Raw genomic sequence first — 16386 nt, forward strand, 5'->3', positions numbered from 1 at the left:
GAGCTCACCGCATGTTTTCGAGGGCGACGAACGCCTGTCGGTCGGCGGTGAACCACGTGGTGAGTCGTTCGCTCTCGGAGCACTCCCGAGGCGTAACCGTACACCGATCGGGTTGGTTCTCGTATCGAACGACGACCGCCTCAAGGTCGATCGACTCGATCGAGTACTGGGTGGCCCGTTCCAATCGTTGCCGAACACCGTCAGTGCCGTATCCGCTCGAGGACCCGTTCATGGTTTTTGACCTCCGGTAGGTTCGAAGACGCTCGAGCGGTACATAGCCGCTTCTAGTTGCCCTATTGAGAGATATAGACCGGCGGTGAACCGAACGTATCGATCGTCGATACTGTAGGATAGTTCTCAATAGTATTCCGTACGTCACTTTCACGTCAGTAGACATATTATAAATGAACTAATGTACGGTGCGAGCAGGTCTCGATGATGCGACAACGGCTAAAACGCACGACACGCTCGAGACGACAGGTGCTCGTCGGTGGGAGTACGGTTGCTGGAACGGCACTCGCGGGCTGTCTCGGCGGCGACGACGATACAACCGACGGCACGGATTACGAGGTGGGGTTTGGCGATTCGGAGACATCGGTCAACAGCGCCACGTTTCCGGACACGCTGTACGTCTACTGCGTCCAGACGGGGTGGTCCGGGTGGGACGATCTCATGGAGGCGTTCGAAGACGAGTACGGCGTTTCGCTCAACGACGACCAGCGCTCTTCCGGCGAGGCGCTGACGCACATGCGATCGAACGCACAAAACCCGAGCCACGGGGCGTTTAACGGCGGCTACTCCTTCGCCCTCGAGGCCTGGGAGGACGACTTCCTCACCGCGTACAAACCGCAACACTGGGACGAAGTCCCAGAGGAGTTCAAGACCGACGACGGGCACGTGACGACGACTCGGGAGATGACGACGGCGGTGACCTACCGCACGGACGTCTACGAAGAGCGAGGGCTCGACGAACCCGAGACCTGGGAGGACCTGAAACACCCCGATCTCGCGCAGGATCTTGCGTTTACGCCTCCCCATACCGCAAACGGGCTGAACGCCGCGCTGTCGGTCAACGAAGCCTACGGCGGCTCGCTCGAGGACGTGGATCCGGTTATCGACTACCACGAGGAGATCGAGTCCCACGGTGCGGACTTTCGGCGAAATATCGACGGCGACTTCACGTCGGGAGAGATTTCGACCGTCGTCGAGACCGACTATTCTGGGTTGAATCTCAAGTACAACGTAGAGGAGTTAGACGAGGAGCAGGTCGACGTCGCGCTCTTGACCGGACCCGACGGCGGGCCCGGCGTCTCGGCGATGCCCTACGGGTTCGGGCTGATCGAAGGCGGCGATAGCACCGAGGCGGCGAAGCTGTTCATGGACTACTGTCTCTCCGACGAGGGTCAGCAGCGCTTTTACGACGCGTACGTCCGTCCCGTGCGCGCGGACGACCTCGAGGAGCCCGACGGCTTCCCCGAGGACGCGCGCTACGAGCAGACGCAGTTCCGCCTCGACCAGCAGGAACTGCTCGAGCGTCAGGAGGCGTTGATGGACGAGATCACCGAGCGCACGCCGCTTCCCGGTGCGGCGTAACTCGACACGTTCAACGAACTGATGTCTATTTCAGCAACTGCGGCCCGGTATCGAGAGACCGCAACCGAACTCGGATCGGCTCTCGTGTCGCCGTCGACCGAACGCGAACGGGAGCGCCGACGGATCGCGATCATGTGTTTGCCGTTTTTCGTGTTAGGGACGTTCGCCGCGTTCATCCCTCTGGTCGTGATGGCGCGAATGAGCGTGTCGGCGGACCCGTTCGAAAACGCCGGTTACAGCCTCGAGGCCTGGCGGACGCTCGCGACCGATTCGACGTACCTGACCGTCGCCTGGAACACCTTGTGGTTCGCGGCGCTGACGACGATCGTGAGCGTGGCCCTCGGCGTCGCGATCTCTCACGCGCTCGAGAAGTACTCGTTGCCGTTCGAGAACGTCCTCGTCGCGGTGCTTTCGTTTCCCATCGCGCTCCCGGGGATCGTCGTCGCGTTTCTGATCATCACGCTGCTCGGCCGACAGGGGCTCGTGACGAACCTCGCTGCGGTCGTCACCGGGCAAAGCGCCATCGATCTGGCGACCGCGACCGCCGTGACCGGACTGTTCGTCGGCTACGTCTACTCGCTGGTCCCGCGTTCGACGATGGTTCTCCGGGGCACGTACGCCGAGATCAACACCGACGCCGAGGAAGCTGCTCGAGCGCTCGGCGCGGGTCCGATAGAGACGTTCTACCACGTGACGCTACCTCAGATCAGACCGGGGGTCGTCGCGGCGATCATCCTGACGTTTCGATCTGCGCTCGCCATCTTCGGAACGGTGCTGGTGTTGGGTGGCCTCACGGTCGCGACGGTTCGGATCAACTACGAGATTTCGGTCGGTTTCGACAGCCAGCTCGCGGGGGCGATCGGCGTCGTCTACTTCCTGTTCATCCTGACGTTCACCGTCGCAAGTTTACGGTTCGTCGAAACGAGCGTGGTGGAACTATGACGAGGTGGCAACGGATGATCTCGCGACTCGACCTCGTCGGTCGGCGTCTCGTTACGGCGGTCGTCTACGCGTTCCTCGCCTTCCTGACGATCCCGATCGCCTACACCTTCGTGGCCTCGTTCGCGTCTTCGGCCGACGGCGTTTTCCCGAGCGGATTCGCGACCCTCGAGAACTGGCGCGTCGTTATGGGCTACGCGGAGTACGGCGTCCAGACGACCGTCGGTCGATCGCTGCTTTTCAGCGCCGGAATCGCGACGGGCGGAACGGTAGTGAATCTCCTCGTCGGCGTCCCGATCGCCTACGCGCTGACCCGGTACGAGTTCTTCGCCCGCGACTGGCTCAACGCGCTCGCAATCTTGCCGCTCGTCCCCGGGATCATCCTCGGCATCGCGTTCCTTCGGGCCTACCCCGAAAACGCGAGTACGTCGTTCGGGCTCGTCGTCGGCTACGCGCTGTTGAAGTCGCCGTATATGGTCCTCACCGTCCAGAGTTCGTTCCAGTCGATGGATCTTCGACGGATCGAAGAGAGCGCGCGGTCCCTCGGGGCGTCCTGGCCACGAACCTTTCTGACGGTGATCCTCCCGAACGCGAAAAACGGGATCGTCGCGGGGTCGATCATCACGTGGACGCTCGCCGCCGCCGAGTTCAACTTCACGTACATGGTGTATTCGCAGGGTCCGCGCCCGTTCTCGCTGTTTTTGTTCGAGAACATCAACAACGCGCCGTTCTTGCAGTCCGCCGCGGCGATTTCGATCTACTTTCTCATCGTCGTGAGCGCCATCGTCGTGTTGCAGTTCCTCGGAAATCGCGGCTTTACCACCACTTCAACCAACCCATGACCGAACGAATCCAGACGACTTCGACCGACGACTCGAGAACCGAAACCGGAAGCGAACGGGGGGCAGGAAGCGGACGGAAGCGTGGAAACGATCGAGAGATCGACGGCAGCGGAACGGTCGATCCCAGCCGATCGGATTCCGGCCGATCTGATACGGTCCAAACCGATACCGGCCGAACGCTCCCCTCGACACCGGAAAACCCCGAGCGCGACGAAACAACCTCCTCGCCGTGGGCGGTGATCTTCGATGGCTGAGGTCCACCTCAAGGGGCTGACGAAGCGATTCGATACCGAGTTCGCGGTCGACGGAATCGACCTCGCGATTCGAGACGGCGAAGTGCTCGGCATGGTCGGCCCCTCGGGCTGTGGCAAGACGACGACGCTTCGGACCCTCGCGGGCTTCGAGACGCCGACCGACGGGCGGGTGCTGATCGACGGCGAGGACGTAACGCACGTTCCGCCCGAACGCCGAAATATCGGCCTCGTCTTCCAGTCGTACGCGCTGTTCGACAACATGAGCGTCCTCGAGAACGTCGCGTTCGGCCCGAAGATGCAGGGCGTCGAAAAGGCGGAGCGCCGCGACCGCGCGCGGGGGTTGCTTTCGATGCTCGATATCGACGCGTTAGCGGACCGTGCGCCAGAGACGCTCTCCGGCGGGCAACAACAGCGCGTCGGATTGGCCCGCGCGTTGGCGATCGAACCGGACGTTCTGTTATTAGACGAACCGATGACCGGCCTCGATGCGTCGCTCAAGGAACGCCTCCGGACCGAGTTGAGCGGCTTACTCGAGGAACTCGAGGTAACCGCATTGTACGTCACGCACGATCAGGAGGAGGCGATGGTCATGTGCGACCGGATCGCCGTTCTGAACGACGGTTCGCTCGAGCAGATCGGCCAGCCGACGGAAATCTACGAACGGCCGGCGAATCGATTCGTCGCCGATTTCGTGGGCACCTCGAACGTTCTCCCCGCAACCGTCGAGAACGGGCGACTCGACCTGGGATTCGCGACGTTCGAGTCCAACGGATTTTCCGAGACTGCCGAGGGAACCATCGTCGTCCGACCGGACGATTTGATTCCGGGCGAGGGGCCGATCGAGTCGGTTGTTCGCGACCGATTTTACCTCGGCGATTCCGTTCGCGTTCGCGCCGAACTCCCGAACGGCGAATCCGTGACCGTCGGCCTCGATCGAACGTCTCACGACGTGGGCGTCGGTGATTCGCTCGCGCTCGACCTCGAAACGGATCGGATTCACCTTCTCGAGTAACCGTTCTCCACTCTCGAGTAGCTGGTCTCTGAACCGTTGGAGATCGATAGCCTTCGAACGACGTCGCAAGCTCCGACCCGTGCCGAATATCGTTTCGTCCGCCGGGCAAAACGACTGCAAGTGTACGAATTAAGTGTCTGATTCTGGTCGTTTTTCTTGTACTGTTGATCGGCGACCGGAATCAGCCCAACCGCCCCGTAGTCGAGTCCGAGACGGTGCAATCGTCGATCGAGCCTCCGCCGACCGGTTCATTGAACACGATACCATGACAGAAATCGGCTACAAACTCATCTGCGAGGAGCACGGCCCGAACGACCTCGTCGAGTACGCGACACTCGCCGACAAGTCCGCCTTCGAGTACGCGATGATCTCCGATCACTTCCACCCCTGGACCTCGAGACAGGGGGAAAGCCCTTTCGTCTGGAACGTCATCGGCGCGATTTCCCAGGCGACGGATGACCTTCGGCTCGGAACCGCGATCACGTGTCCGATCATCAGGTACCATCCGGCGATCATCGCGCAGGCGGCGGCGACTGCCGGCGTGCAGTTCCCCGGTCAGTTCTTCCTCGGGGTCGGCACCGGTGAGAATCTGAGCGAGCACATCTACGGCGACAGATGGCCCGAACACGAGGTCCGCCTCGAGATGTTACGCGAAGCGGTCGACATCATCCGGACCCTTTGGGAGGGAGAAACGACGAGTTATAGGGGTGACTACTACACCGTCGAGAACGCTCGCGTCTACACGCTTCCGGAGGAGCTGCCGCCGATCCCCATCGCCGCGGACGGCCCGAACGCGGCTCGAGCTGCGGGCGAAATCGGCGACGGGCTGGTCGCCGTCGCTCCCGACGAGGAGTTGGTCGAGGAGTTCGAGGAGGCTGGCGGCGACGGAAAGCCGAAGTACGCCGAAATCGACGTTTGTTACGCCGAAGACGAGCAGGAAGCCCTCGAGACCGCCCACGAGATCTGGCCCCAGGCGGGGCTTCCCGGAGAGCTCATGTGGTCGATTCGGACGCCGGCTCACTTCGAGCAGGCGACACGGGCGGTTTCCGAGGAAGATATTGCGAAACTCGTCGTCTGCGGCTCGGATCCCGACGAGCACATCGAGACGATTCGTGAGTACGTCGGTGCCGGGTTCGATCACATCACGATCCACCAGATCGGACCGGATCAAGCGGAGTTCGTCGAATTTTACGAGGAGGAAGTGCTGCCCGCGATCGACTGAGCGATAGCGGAACAGTGACCCTCTTGGTCTGGATACGCGACGTCGATCCAGCACTCGAGAAACCGTTCGCCATTCAAGTCCGAACGCGCATAGCACCCGACCGGAACTACTGGCCCACGCTGCTCGAGGAGTACGACGTCACCGTCGCGTTCGAACGTCCCACGTACGCAGCCCGAATTCTCTTCGACGGTCGCGGTGGGTGGCGCTGTGCTGGACGCCATACTACCTGCGGGTCAATTCAGCAGTTAAGGGATCATATTTCTCTCCCGTTCTGACCAGTATACTCGCTATCCGTACTGTCTACTTTGTCTCTCCTGAGAGCGGATCCGACACAGCGAATTATCGTCGGCGATCCGCTCGAACCGGCACGATCACGACTCGGGATCGACGTGCTGTTGGAGTAACGTGCTCGTGATCGTACACTTTCGGTGGCTACTCAGCAGGTGTTCGTAGACGTTCGCTCGAGTTTCGTCGTCGAACCCGCAAACCGGACAGGAGTGTTCGAACCGGTCTTCTTGGCGGGATTTCGATCCGGAATTCGGGTTCGGCGAACTCGGTCGGTCGGACGTGCGTCGGCGCGAGCGGCCGCGATTTTCAGATCGGACGCGAGAGCGGTCATCCGGAGCAGTGGTTCGGACGGACGCGTGGTCGGACGGTTGGGGGGACATCCGGTAGAGAGCACCACGACCCGCCACAAGGTCCTTTCTAGGAGTCGTGTACGGCGGTGTATAGGGATCCGTACCGCTCAATACTGTTCCGTCTTCCTCCGCCGAAATCAGTGTTCGACCCTCGGCTATGATTGCCCTATAGCGAACGGTAGATATAATATAAATGATGTTTTACCCCGCCGTCGTACCGGCGGTATGGCTCGACGATTGTGCGACCGTAGCGTCGAATCGACCCGGCGGACGCGATACCCACACTGGAACCACCCGGCCCGACTGAGGGCGTGGCGATGACGGGGCCCGCCGATACCCTCGCCGACGTCGGCGACCGCGTCCTGTTCGCCAGACTCGAGCGGCCGAGAACGGCAGATCTCACACGAATCGCGGTCGTGGGGGACCCACACGTCGCGACCCGGTCTCGGGGAACCCATCGAGTCTTTCATCGCACCGAACAGCGGCTCCGGGCGGTGATCGACGACGTCAACCGGCGCGACGTGGATCTGGTGGTCGTTCCCGGCGACCTCACGAAAGACGGCGAGCCCTGGAATTACGACCGGGTCGACGCCCTGTTGGACGAACTCGTTGCGCCGTTTCTCGCGACCCCGGGAAACCACGACCTTCGAACTCGGGGGGACGAACACGACTGCCCGTCCGCGGCGGCGTTCGCCGATCGGTACGCGTCGGGGTCGTTGCCGGTCCGTCACCGACTCGGCGAGGTCGACCTCTTCGTAGTGAACAGTTCGGCCGGGTCGGACGGACCGTACGCCGACACCCACCGCGGACGCGTCTCCGAACGACAACTCGAGTGGCTCGATACGGAACTCGCGGATGCAACGACACCGGTGGTCGTCTCGCATCACAATCCGTTTCCGATCGTGAGCGAACCGCTCTGTACCGTCAGTCCGTGGGACACCTTTACGATTCGCGACCGACATCGGCTCCACTCGGTCCTCGAGAACCACAGCGTTTCGCTGGTCGTCGCCGGTCATCACCACTTGCCGTCGCTGGTCAAACGCGGCGGGATTCGCCAGCTCGTCGCGCCCGCGATCGCATCGTATCCCCAGGCGTATTGCTTGCTCGAGGTCGACGAGACTGGAACGAACGTCTGGTTGGTCTCTCACGCCAGCGAGTCCGGCCGCGACGAAGCTTACGAGTTCGCGGCGGACGGACCGGCGTTCCGGCGGTCGCTTCTCGGAATCACGGAGAGCACGCTCGACGATCTTCCGGTTCTGTACGAACCGCCCCGCGTCGACGGCGAACCGTTGATCGGAGAAGAGCCGGTGTCGAATCGACGCGGACCGTGACGACACCGGGACGTCTCAGATACCCGGATCTTTCGTTTCGCGCGGCCCGCATGAAGCTCTCGTGAGCATCGTGGGTCGAGCCGTCGCCCGACGCTCGACGCGTTCGTACGTTCCGTCCGGCTCTTTCACACCTCGTCGACGACGGCTATCCCAACGTGTTGCTTTTCGCGGCACTCGAGCCCTACGGGATAGCAACCGGATCCGTTCAGTAGATCAATTCGTCATCGTTCTCGACCATGTACAACGTCCGTGCGGCGATATTCACAGCGTGATCGCCGACCCGCTCGAGGTCTCGAACCGTCAGGAGCATCCGCGAAACGTCGTCGAGGTTCGCCCGGTTCTCCGCTTCCGTCTCGAGCAAATCCTGAACGACGACTTCGCTGGCCCGCTCGCAGAGTGCATCGATTTCGTCGTCCGACTCGGCGATTTGAGACGTCGCCGCGGCGTCGTCCGTCGCGTACGCTTCCATCGCCGCTTCGACCATTTCGACGGTCTCTTCCCCGATGTACGTGATGTCGATGTCCGGGTACCGGTCTCGTTCGGCTCGTTTCGTATACTCGCCGAGATTGACGGCGAGATCGCCGATGCGCTCGAGGTCGGTGATGATCTTGAACGACGAAGCGACGAATCGGAGATCTCCCGCCACCGGCTGCTGGAGCGCGAGCAGTTCGATGCAGTCTTGCTCGAGTTCGAGGTAGCGGTCGTTGATCTCGTGGTCGCTCGTGATGATCTCTTCGGCGAGTTGTTCGTCCTTGCGCTCGAGCGCCTCGAGCGCCCGCCGAAGCCGTCCGCAGACGGTGTCGCTCATCTCCAGTACGTCGTCTCGAAGCTCCTCGAGTTGTCGCTGATAGTCGTTTCGTGACATGATTGTATTCGGTTACGATCAGCCGAACTTGCCGGTGATGTAGTCTTCGACGCGGTCGTGTTCCGGGTTCTCGAAAATCTTCGCCGTGTCGTCGAACTCGACGAGGTTCCCGCCGGTCAGGAAGACGGCGGTCTTATCGGAGATTCGGGCCGCCTGTTGCATGTTGTGGGTGACGATGACGACGGTGTACTCTTCGGCGAGGTCGCTGATGAGGTCCTCGACCTTCGAGGTCGCGACCGGATCCAGCGCCGACGCCGGTTCGTCCATCAGAATGACCTCGGGATCGGGAGCGATCGCTCGAGCGATACAGAGGCGCTGTTGTTGCCCGCCCGAGAGGTCGAGGCCGCTCGAATCGAGTTGGTCTTCGACCTCGTCCCACAACGCGGCACCGCGAAGCGCGCGTTCGACTTCGTCGTCGATGTCGACGTCCTCGTCGAGCCCCTGAACCCGAAGCCCGTAGGCCACGTTGTCGTAGATCGACTTGGGGAACGGGTTCGGTTTCTGGAAGACCATTCCGATCTTCCGACGGAGTGCGACGGGATCGACGTTTTCATCGTAGACGTTCTTGCCGTGGAAGGACAGTTCGCCGTCGATGCGACAGGCGTCGATCTGGTCGTTCATTCGATTGATCGACCGGAGGAACGTCGACTTTCCGCAGCCCGAAGGGCCGATAATTGCGGTGACGCAGTTTTCGGGAACGTCTATGGTGACCCCATCGAGGGCCTGGTCATTTCCGTAGTACACGTCGAGATTAGTTGCGGTGACGACGGATTCCGAACGGCTCGGCCCTCGGTCGGTTTCGGGTGGATTGATGTTCGTCGTGATGAGCGTGTTGTCCCCCTCGGTCGTCGATGCGGATTCAGATTGATCTAGTGACATTTCATACCTCCGTTTCGTACTTGTTTCGTATGTAGATCGCGACGGCGTTCATAACGAACATGAACGCGAGCAACACGACGATTCCAACCGCCGCGAGGTGAACGAAGTGTTGGCTCGGTTCGTTCGCCCAATTGTAGATCTGGGTCGGCATCGCACTGAATCGGTCGAACGGTCCGAACGGAACGCGATTAACGAATATCGCCCCGACCATAATCAACGGGGCCGTCTCGCCGATGGCCCGTGCGAGCGCCAGAATCGTCCCCGTCATGATACCGGGGATCGCAGCCGGGAGCACGACCTTGCGGATCGTCTGCCATTTCGTCGCGCCGGTGGCGTAGGAACCGTTCCTGACGCCGTCGGGAACGGCCCGCAGGGCTTCCTGGGTCGAGACGATGATGATCGGCATGACCAACAACGAGAGCGCGATTGCACCAGCGAGCAGGATCGGCCCCATTCCGACTCCGTTGACGAACGCCGCAAGCGCTAACAGTCCGTAGACGATCGACGGAACGCCGGCGAGGTTCGCTAGATTCGCCTCGATCAGTCGAGTGGTGCGGTTGTCCGGCGCGTACTCTTCGAGGTAAATCGCCGAGCCGACGCCGACGAAAAACGACAGAATCGCCGTCAGGACCATGAGAAAAATCGACGCGACGATCGCCCCTCTGAATCCGGTCAACTCCTCTCGCCGGGAACCGTCTCGGGTGAAAAAGTCACCGAGACTGATGTTGTACTCGGTGATCCCCGTGTAAAAGTCGGTGGCGACGTCGAGTAATAGCAGCGCTAACATGACGACGCCGAACATCGACGCGGCGAAGATGAGCGCGAGGAAGATTCGGTTCTTGCGGTGTTCCCAGCCGAGGTCGACGTCGGTAAACAGGGTGTCGTCAGTTTCGGTACTCATCGATACTCCTCCTGGAAACGGCGTTTGAACCAGTCATTAAGCAAGTTCATCGTGAGCGTCATGACGAACAGCAGTAATCCGACGGCGAACAGGCTCTGGTACTCGACGGTACCGACCGCCGAGGTGCCCCGCGCCATCGTTACCATGTACGCCGTCATCGTCATGATTTCGTCGAACGGATTGGCGGTGATGTTCGCGCTAAAACCCGCCGCGAGCGAGACGGCCATCGTCTCGCCGATAGCCCTCGAAACGGCGAGAATGTAGGACGCGAACACGCCGGAAAGCGACGCCGGGAGCACGATCTTCGTCGAGACGTCGTACTTGGTCGACCCGAGCGCGTACGCACCGTTTCGAAGATCGTCCGGAACGGCCGACATCGCGTCCTCGCTGATCGACGAGACCATCGGAATCGTCATGATACCGACGACGAGCATCCCCGAAATTAGGCTGTAGCGTCCGACGTTGATGCCGAACAACGCATCCGCGATCGGGCCGATGACGACCGGGTTGATAAAGGCTATCGCGAAGTAGCCGTAGACGATCGTCGGAATTCCGGCGAGGATCTCGAGCGTCGGCTTGAGCTTTGCTCGGACTCCCTCGGAAGCGTACTCCGAGAGGTAAATCGCCGTCGCCGTTCCGATCGGGATCGAGACGAACGCCGCACCGACCGTAATCGCGATCGTCCCGAACACGATCGGGAGCACGCCGTGAGCCGGCGTCGCGTGGTCGGGTGCCCATCTCGTTCCCGTGAAGAATTCGGTGAAGGTGACGGCTTGCTCGAGGCTTGCACCCGTGAGCATCTCGGTGAACTTGGCACCGAAGAAGTAACTTGCGGCGTTGTCAATCAACACGAAAAAAATCGCGAGCGTGGTGAGAACCGTGATGATGGTACACCCGAAGAGCGCACGTCGAACTCGTCGGTTCGTGTCCTGATCGGCCCGTGCGCCGCCGCCGGCGATACCCGGCTCCGGGTTGGTTTTAGTGCTCATCGTATCCTACGGGATTAGTCGCGTTGAACGGTCAGGTCATCCGGCGATGAGTCTACTTGCTCGAGCCACTCGTCGATCTTGTCGTGGTTTTCCTCGGTGACCTCGTCGGGAGCCGCGTAAAACCCCTCGTCGCGAGCGAACTCCTGAGCGTTGTTGGTGTAGAACCTGGCAAAGGAACCGATAAGGTCCGGTTCCTCCTCGAGGCTCGCGAGATTGACGTACGCGAACAGGGGTCGAGCCAGCGGCGAGTAGCGTCCTTCTTCGATGTTGTCTTGCTCCGGCAGATAGAAATCGCCGTCCTCGTCGCTTTCGACGGGAACGGCCTCTATCGGCTGATCGTCTTCGATGTCTCGAAGGTAGCCCAGACCGCCCCAACCGAAACCGTGTTGGTTGTCCGCGACCGCACCCATGATTTCGTTGGTCTGGCTGGTCGCAGAGTAGTCGTCGCGGATGTCACCCATCTCGCCGTTGATGGCTTCCGTGAAATAATCGAACGTTCCGGACGCGCTGTCACGAGCGTGGAGTTGCATTGCTTCGTCCGGCCATTCGTCGCGAACGTCGCTCCAGTGAGTTACCTCGTCGGTCGCGTCGAATTCCCAGATCAACTGTAGTTCGTCGAGTGTGATGTTGTCCACCCAATCGTTCTCGGAATTTTTCACCACCGACAGCCCGTCGAGACCGACCTCGAGAAACCCGTATTCGACGTCGTTTTCGTCGCAGAGGTCGATTTCGTCTTCCGTGATTTCCCGGCTCGCACTCTGGACGCCCGAATTGCCACGACAGAACTCTTCGAAACCGGCACCCGTCCCTTCCGGTGCAACGTCTACCAGTACGTCGGGGTATTCGTTCTCGAAGTTTTCGCCGGCCCACGACGTGATCGGTGCGACAGTGTTCGAACCGGACGCGTCGATGGTTCCGGACGGACCGTCGCCGCTTCCACCGCTGAGGAAATCGCTACAGCCAGCGAGACTGGCGATACCTGTTACCGAACTGATCGTCAGGAAGTTTCGCCTCGATACCCCACCGAAACCGGCTCGTCCGGACTTGTTGTCCGACATCACCTGAGTGATTCCGTGGATCGTATAAAGCTAATTATAATATCTATATAGCTACTCGAGTATCGCAATAGACTGCTATGTAGGTCACAATAGATCGCACGAACGGGCGGTCGAAGACGTGATCGATGACGAGGATTCGAAACCCGTTCGAGCGAGAACGAACGAAATGATTGGGTCGACTGCTTGTCGCACAACCGACCTCGAACGGGGGCAAACGATGCGTATCCGATCCACTGCTTCCGTGGCTATCTCTTTTTCAGTCCGTCTGAGGCGTCCACTCGAGATCGTTCCGACCGGTTTCGTGGAGCAATCGTTTTCGAACCCGCGGAGCTTCCAGAACCCGGTGACGGTCGATCATGTGTCCGTACTGATCCCACTCGGTGACCTCGATCGACGCGTCGGAACCCAATCTGACGGTCTTGACGTTCGCCTCGCTGACGTCTTCGAACTCCTGTACGTTGAGGTACCACGTCCCGATCGGCGGATCCTCTGTCCGGGCGTTCGGCCAGCCGTCGCCGAATCCCCAGACGCCCTCTTTACCCTCGTCGCGAACGATCATGTACTGATCGTCCCCGAGGTCGAAGTACTCGTCGTGGGCGGGCTCTTCGTCGACAACATCCCACGGGTACGTCACCTTGCGGGCGTGTTCGTTCCCGCAGAGCGTGAAGTAGACGTTGTCGGCGTCGGCGATTATCGGAGCCCATTCCTCTCGCATGAGCCGCATGAGATCGGTGTGGCTCTGGCCGCCCCGTGCAGCGCCGGGAAGCCACGCGGCGTGGGTAAAGGGCACGACGAAGGGAATATCGTCCCGAATCTGGTCTTCGAACCACGCCGTTTGATCCACCGGAAACGCGGAGTAGGTGTCGAGGGCGATGAACTGCACGTAATCCGAAATGGTGATCGTGCCGTAGTTCTCTCCCGTCGGCTCGAGGGCCGGAAGATTGGGGAAGAACAGCTGGAAGTATCCCGTCTCGGGCGTGAGGTCCTCGTAGTCCCAGTCGTCCTTGCTTCCGTTCCAGGTACCCGACGTGATCGCCGAGACTTCGTGGTTGCCCGCGCAACCGAATCGCGGGTACAGTTTGTCGGTGTCCATCGCGCTCAAGGCGTCCTCCCACCACGTCAACCACGTCCACGTGTTGTTCTCCGAGGCGGTTGCCGCGGAGGTCATCCAGTCTCCCGGCTCGAGGATCATGTCGTATTCCTTCTCGGCGAAGTTCTCCATAACCGCCGCGCCGATCCCTTGGTCGACCATTCCGACGCCGGAGCGCCACGGGTGGTGATCGGAGCTGACGGCCACGTCGAACGACTCGGGCATTTCCTCCGGGAACGTCTCGAACTCGTGCTCGACGGTTTCGTTGGAATCGATTCGAACGAAATACCGCGTTCCCGGCTCGAGTCCAGCCAACACGGTGTGGTACACGTACGCTTCGTCGTGGTCGTCGACTTCGTTCGATTTCGGGATGAATTCACCGCCGTCGCTTTCCGTCCCTTCGACGGAATCGCCCTCGCGTCCGTACTCGACGACCTGCGTATCTCCGCCGTCGCCAGTTTTGTCGATCCAGCTGATCCCCATGACCGTGGTCGGATCGCCCGTCTCGGTTTCGTACAACAGCGCGTAAGGGATGACGTCACTCATAGTTCTCCGCCTCGGATTCGAGCGCTTCGATCGCCTGTTCGATCCGTTTCATTGCGGTCTCGTAGCGGTCCATCCGCTCGTACTCGAAGCCCTTGCCTTCTTCCATGCTTTCGGCTTCGACGGCGATTTTGAGGCGGTCGATCGCTTCTTTGCACTCGTCGAGGTGGTCGGTGATATCGGCGAACTCTTCCGGTGTGATTTCTGTCGTTCGTTGGGTCATTGGTGAAGGTGTCGATCGGGTGCTGATCTGAGTCGATGGCGTTCTGGTCGTTCATTCGGTCGAGCTTGCATCGTCGTCCGTCGACTGCGGCTGGGCTACCGTCCGCCAGCAACCGTCGACGAGCACGCGTTCTCTGGCTCTCATCGGTCGAGTTCTCCCGTATCGTACCACCGGTCGTTTTCTTCGACGTGGTCCGGAAACTCCTCGAGCGGGTCGTCGCTTCCCACCCAGACGCCGCCCACGTGAAACGTCAGATCCGCGTCGGTGTCCGGGAGGTCTCTATCGCCGTCGGCGTGCAAGGAACCGTCGTCGATCCTGAGGTTTCGACCGGCGAAGTCCCGGATGGGGGCCGGATTATCGCTCGTCCGCACTTCACCGAGCCCCTTCAGAGCGTGGTTGCCCGCGTCGACGTCCTCTCGCCAGTTGTAGTGGGGCGGGCCGCCCGAAGCGGCCGACGCCGACTGTGAAGAGACGAATCCGAGCCCGGCGAGCCCCGCCAGCGCCATCGCGCCGCGCCGAGTCGCGGTTACTGCTCGGTCCTCGGTTCGTTCGACCTCACTGGTGCCGTGCTGGTCGTTCGCTTCACCTCCGCTAGAATCATACTCATCGTTCGGCTCCTCGTCGTTGGGACCGGACTGACCGTCCGGTTCGATGTCGTGTTCCGACATGCGGTTTCGAGTGAAACGCTGAGACTAATAACCGATTATAATATACCTATATTGAACTAGTATTTGAACATATGGGGGCCAAAAATATATTCCAACGGGGACGGATCGATCCGAGTTCCGAGCAACGGGATAGTTCGAAAACGGTCCTTCAAATCCGTCACTACCGATCGAATCAACTACTGTGAAGCGAATGATCTGACAGCCTACGAGGGATCGAACTCGGGCAGAACGCTCTCGCCGAACGCCTCGAGAAACGCCTCCTGATTCGTGTTGACGTTGTGGACGAAAACCTTCTCGACGTCGAGATCGAAGTCCGCCTCGAGCCACTCGCGGTGATCCTCGAGATCCCCGGAGACGCGGACGTTCTCCTCGACTTGTTCCGCGTCGACCGTTTCGCGAAGCTCGTCGAAATCCGCGGCCGTCCGGAGTTCCTGCGTGACCGTTCCCGGCACGCAGTTGGTGCCCCACTGCTCGGTCGCGGCCTCGAGGGCCGCGTCGTCGTCGGTGTCGTAGGAGTGTTGGGCCTTGAGGTACACCGGCTTGTCCGGAGCTTTCTCCCGGAAGGCGTCGACCCGGTTGGCGTCGTCCTCGTGATCCGGCGTCGCGATCGTGATCATCCCGTCGGCCCACTCCCCGAGCCACCTCGCCGTCTCTTCGGACAGCGCAGCGCCGATCAGCGGCGGCGGCGTTTCGGGCCGAGAGTACAGCGTCGCTTGCTCGACATCGACGCGGCCGTGGTGAGTGACTTCCTCGCCGTCCCAGAGCCGGCGCATGATTTCGGCGCACTCCTCGAGGCGGGCGTTCCGTTCCTCTTTCACCGGCCAGTCCGTTCCCGTGATGCCTTCGTTGAGCAACTGACCGCTGCCGACGGCGAGCCAGAACCGCTCCGGGTACATCTCTCGCAGGGTGGCCGCCCCCTGTGCGACGATGGCCGGGTGGTACCGATAGCCGGGTGCGTTGACGGTTCCGAAGGTCATCGACGTCGCCTCCATCGCCGATCCGAGCCACGACCAGACGAATCCCGATTCGCCCTGTTGTTCGCTCCACGGATGGAAGTGGTCCGACGCGAGAGCGTGCTCGAAGCCCAGCTCGTCGGCGAGTTGCACCCACTCGAGCAGATCGCTCGGCGCGAACTGCTCGTGGGAGGCGTGGTAGCCGAGTTCAGTCACGACCGAACCACCGCCCTGTCGGTCGTTGCGTTCCGATTCGTTCGCGAAACGGCTGCGGTATTCGAATCCGGGGGCCTGCCAGGTATCGACGTCGTCACGCTCGTTTCATCCACGAACCGTCACTTAACTCCCCAGCCCGCGTGTGCACAACGAGAGATCGACCGATGGGT

The 16386-nt window shown here is 61.0% G+C and carries 19 protein-coding genes; 8 read left to right on the top strand and 11 right to left on the bottom strand.

What is annotated here, in order from left to right; translation table 11 throughout:
- Positions 1-4: 4 nt before the first annotated feature.
- Positions 5-232, bottom strand: a complete 228-nt coding sequence (locus ACZ5C7_RS01580; RefSeq protein WP_464374641.1) for a DUF7511 domain-containing protein — start codon at positions 230-232, stop codon at positions 5-7.
- A 206-nt stretch (positions 233-438) separates the two neighbouring features.
- Here ACZ5C7_RS01580 and ACZ5C7_RS01585 point away from each other — a divergent pair, with 206 nt between their 5' ends.
- From ACZ5C7_RS01585 to ACZ5C7_RS01615, 7 genes are all read left to right on the top strand, one after another.
- Positions 439-1593 carry an extracellular solute-binding protein gene (locus ACZ5C7_RS01585; protein WP_464374782.1) on the top strand — a complete coding sequence of 385 codons (1155 nt, stop codon included), beginning with the start codon at positions 439-441 and terminating at the stop codon, positions 1591-1593.
- A gap of 21 nt (positions 1594-1614) precedes the next feature.
- Positions 1615-2535, top strand: coding sequence for an ABC transporter permease (locus tag ACZ5C7_RS01590; protein ID WP_464374642.1), 921 nt, complete (start codon positions 1615-1617; stop codon positions 2533-2535).
- A gap of 14 nt (positions 2536-2549) precedes the next feature.
- Positions 2550-3374 carry an ABC transporter permease gene (locus ACZ5C7_RS01595; RefSeq protein WP_464374643.1) on the top strand — a complete coding sequence of 275 codons (825 nt, stop codon included), beginning with the start codon at positions 2550-2552 and terminating at the stop codon, positions 3372-3374.
- Positions 3371-3628, top strand: coding sequence for a hypothetical protein (locus tag ACZ5C7_RS01600; RefSeq protein WP_464374644.1), 258 nt, complete (start codon positions 3371-3373; stop codon positions 3626-3628). Before ACZ5C7_RS01595 ends, ACZ5C7_RS01600 begins: the two co-directional genes overlap by 4 nt.
- A complete protein-coding gene (locus tag ACZ5C7_RS01605; RefSeq protein ID WP_464374645.1) occupies positions 3621-4640 on the top strand; it encodes an ABC transporter ATP-binding protein in 1020 nt (339 codons plus the stop codon). The genes ACZ5C7_RS01600 and ACZ5C7_RS01605 overlap by 8 nt, the downstream gene beginning before the upstream one ends.
- Before the next feature lie 265 nt (positions 4641-4905).
- Positions 4906-5862: a TIGR03557 family F420-dependent LLM class oxidoreductase gene (locus tag ACZ5C7_RS01610; protein WP_464374646.1), complete on the top strand. Its 957-nt coding sequence runs from the start codon at positions 4906-4908 to the stop codon at positions 5860-5862.
- A gap of 14 nt (positions 5863-5876) precedes the next feature.
- Positions 5877-6137 (top strand): hypothetical protein, encoded by a 261-nt coding sequence (locus ACZ5C7_RS01615; protein ID WP_464374647.1) that lies wholly within the window; start codon positions 5877-5879, stop codon positions 6135-6137.
- 96 nt (positions 6138-6233) lie between these two features.
- Here the strand turns inward: ACZ5C7_RS01615 and ACZ5C7_RS01620 are convergent, their stop codons facing one another.
- Complete coding sequence (locus tag ACZ5C7_RS01620) at positions 6234-6530, bottom strand: hypothetical protein (protein ID WP_464374648.1); 297 nt, start codon at positions 6528-6530, stop codon at positions 6234-6236.
- Between the two features lie 287 nt (positions 6531-6817).
- Between ACZ5C7_RS01620 and ACZ5C7_RS01625 the strand changes: the two genes are divergently transcribed.
- Complete coding sequence (locus ACZ5C7_RS01625) at positions 6818-7831, top strand: metallophosphoesterase family protein (protein WP_464374649.1); 1014 nt, start codon at positions 6818-6820, stop codon at positions 7829-7831.
- A 205-nt stretch (positions 7832-8036) separates the two neighbouring features.
- Here the strand turns inward: ACZ5C7_RS01625 and phoU are convergent, their stop codons facing one another.
- From phoU to ACZ5C7_RS01670, 9 genes are all read right to left on the bottom strand, one after another.
- Entirely contained in the window at positions 8037-8696 is a 660-nt protein-coding gene (gene phoU, locus ACZ5C7_RS01630; RefSeq protein ID WP_464374650.1) for a phosphate signaling complex protein PhoU, read from the bottom strand.
- An 18-nt stretch (positions 8697-8714) separates the two neighbouring features.
- Positions 8715-9575 (bottom strand): phosphate ABC transporter ATP-binding protein PstB, encoded by an 861-nt coding sequence (pstB, locus tag ACZ5C7_RS01635; RefSeq protein WP_464374651.1) that lies wholly within the window; start codon positions 9573-9575, stop codon positions 8715-8717.
- 1 nt (position 9576) lies between these two features.
- Positions 9577-10476, bottom strand: a complete 900-nt coding sequence (gene pstA / locus ACZ5C7_RS01640; protein ID WP_464374652.1) for a phosphate ABC transporter permease PstA — start codon at positions 10474-10476, stop codon at positions 9577-9579.
- Positions 10473-11465: a phosphate ABC transporter permease subunit PstC gene (pstC, locus tag ACZ5C7_RS01645; protein ID WP_464374653.1), complete on the bottom strand. Its 993-nt coding sequence runs from the start codon at positions 11463-11465 to the stop codon at positions 10473-10475. Before pstC ends, pstA begins: the two co-directional genes overlap by 4 nt.
- A 14-nt stretch (positions 11466-11479) precedes the next feature.
- On the bottom strand, positions 11480-12523 hold the full coding sequence (locus tag ACZ5C7_RS01650; protein WP_464374654.1) for a PstS family phosphate ABC transporter substrate-binding protein: 1044 nt from the start codon (positions 12521-12523) through the stop codon (positions 11480-11482).
- A gap of 256 nt (positions 12524-12779) precedes the next feature.
- Positions 12780-14159 (bottom strand): fibronectin type III domain-containing protein, encoded by a 1380-nt coding sequence (locus ACZ5C7_RS01655; RefSeq protein ID WP_464374655.1) that lies wholly within the window; start codon positions 14157-14159, stop codon positions 12780-12782.
- On the bottom strand, positions 14152-14379 hold the full coding sequence (locus ACZ5C7_RS01660; protein ID WP_464374656.1) for a hypothetical protein: 228 nt from the start codon (positions 14377-14379) through the stop codon (positions 14152-14154). The genes ACZ5C7_RS01655 and ACZ5C7_RS01660 overlap by 8 nt, the downstream gene beginning before the upstream one ends.
- Positions 14380-14519: 140 nt before the next feature.
- Positions 14520-15047: a hypothetical protein gene (locus tag ACZ5C7_RS01665; RefSeq protein WP_464374657.1), complete on the bottom strand. Its 528-nt coding sequence runs from the start codon at positions 15045-15047 to the stop codon at positions 14520-14522.
- Positions 15048-15250: 203 nt separating this feature from the next.
- Complete coding sequence (locus ACZ5C7_RS01670) at positions 15251-16216, bottom strand: TIGR03885 family FMN-dependent LLM class oxidoreductase (RefSeq protein WP_464374658.1); 966 nt, start codon at positions 16214-16216, stop codon at positions 15251-15253.
- Positions 16217-16386 lie beyond the last annotated feature (170 nt).

It is taken from the genome of Halostagnicola alkaliphila (assembly GCF_055379965.1).

What these genes read in the sequence shown, in the direction of transcription:
- pstA (WP_464374652.1), bottom strand. Translation starts at nt 10,476, where the DNA reads ATGAGTACCGAAACTGACGACACCCTGTTTACCGACGTCGACCTCGGC.
- ACZ5C7_RS01580 (WP_464374641.1), bottom strand. Translation starts at nt 232, where the DNA reads ATGAACGGGTCCTCGAGCGGATACGGCACTGACGGTGTTCGGCAACGA.
- ACZ5C7_RS01655 (WP_464374655.1), bottom strand. Translation starts at nt 14,159, where the DNA reads ATGAGTGACGTCATCCCTTACGCGCTGTTGTACGAAACCGAGACGGGC.
- ACZ5C7_RS01650 (WP_464374654.1), bottom strand. Translation starts at nt 12,523, where the DNA reads ATGTCGGACAACAAGTCCGGACGAGCCGGTTTCGGTGGGGTATCGAGG.
- ACZ5C7_RS01605 (WP_464374645.1), top strand. Translation starts at nt 3,621, where the DNA reads ATGGCTGAGGTCCACCTCAAGGGGCTGACGAAGCGATTCGATACCGAG.
- pstB (WP_464374651.1), bottom strand. Translation starts at nt 9,575, where the DNA reads ATGTCACTAGATCAATCTGAATCCGCATCGACGACCGAGGGGGACAAC.
- ACZ5C7_RS01590 (WP_464374642.1), top strand. Translation starts at nt 1,615, where the DNA reads ATGTCTATTTCAGCAACTGCGGCCCGGTATCGAGAGACCGCAACCGAA.
- phoU (WP_464374650.1), bottom strand. Translation starts at nt 8,696, where the DNA reads ATGTCACGAAACGACTATCAGCGACAACTCGAGGAGCTTCGAGACGAC.
- ACZ5C7_RS01660 (WP_464374656.1), bottom strand. Translation starts at nt 14,379, where the DNA reads ATGACCCAACGAACGACAGAAATCACACCGGAAGAGTTCGCCGATATC.
- ACZ5C7_RS01620 (WP_464374648.1), bottom strand. Translation starts at nt 6,530, where the DNA reads ATGTCCCCCCAACCGTCCGACCACGCGTCCGTCCGAACCACTGCTCCG.
- ACZ5C7_RS01625 (WP_464374649.1), top strand. Translation starts at nt 6,818, where the DNA reads ATGACGGGGCCCGCCGATACCCTCGCCGACGTCGGCGACCGCGTCCTG.
- ACZ5C7_RS01595 (WP_464374643.1), top strand. Translation starts at nt 2,550, where the DNA reads ATGATCTCGCGACTCGACCTCGTCGGTCGGCGTCTCGTTACGGCGGTC.
- ACZ5C7_RS01610 (WP_464374646.1), top strand. Translation starts at nt 4,906, where the DNA reads ATGACAGAAATCGGCTACAAACTCATCTGCGAGGAGCACGGCCCGAAC.
- pstC (WP_464374653.1), bottom strand. Translation starts at nt 11,465, where the DNA reads ATGAGCACTAAAACCAACCCGGAGCCGGGTATCGCCGGCGGCGGCGCA.
- ACZ5C7_RS01585 (WP_464374782.1), top strand. Translation starts at nt 439, where the DNA reads ATGCGACAACGGCTAAAACGCACGACACGCTCGAGACGACAGGTGCTC.
- ACZ5C7_RS01600 (WP_464374644.1), top strand. Translation starts at nt 3,371, where the DNA reads ATGACCGAACGAATCCAGACGACTTCGACCGACGACTCGAGAACCGAA.
- ACZ5C7_RS01665 (WP_464374657.1), bottom strand. Translation starts at nt 15,047, where the DNA reads ATGTCGGAACACGACATCGAACCGGACGGTCAGTCCGGTCCCAACGAC.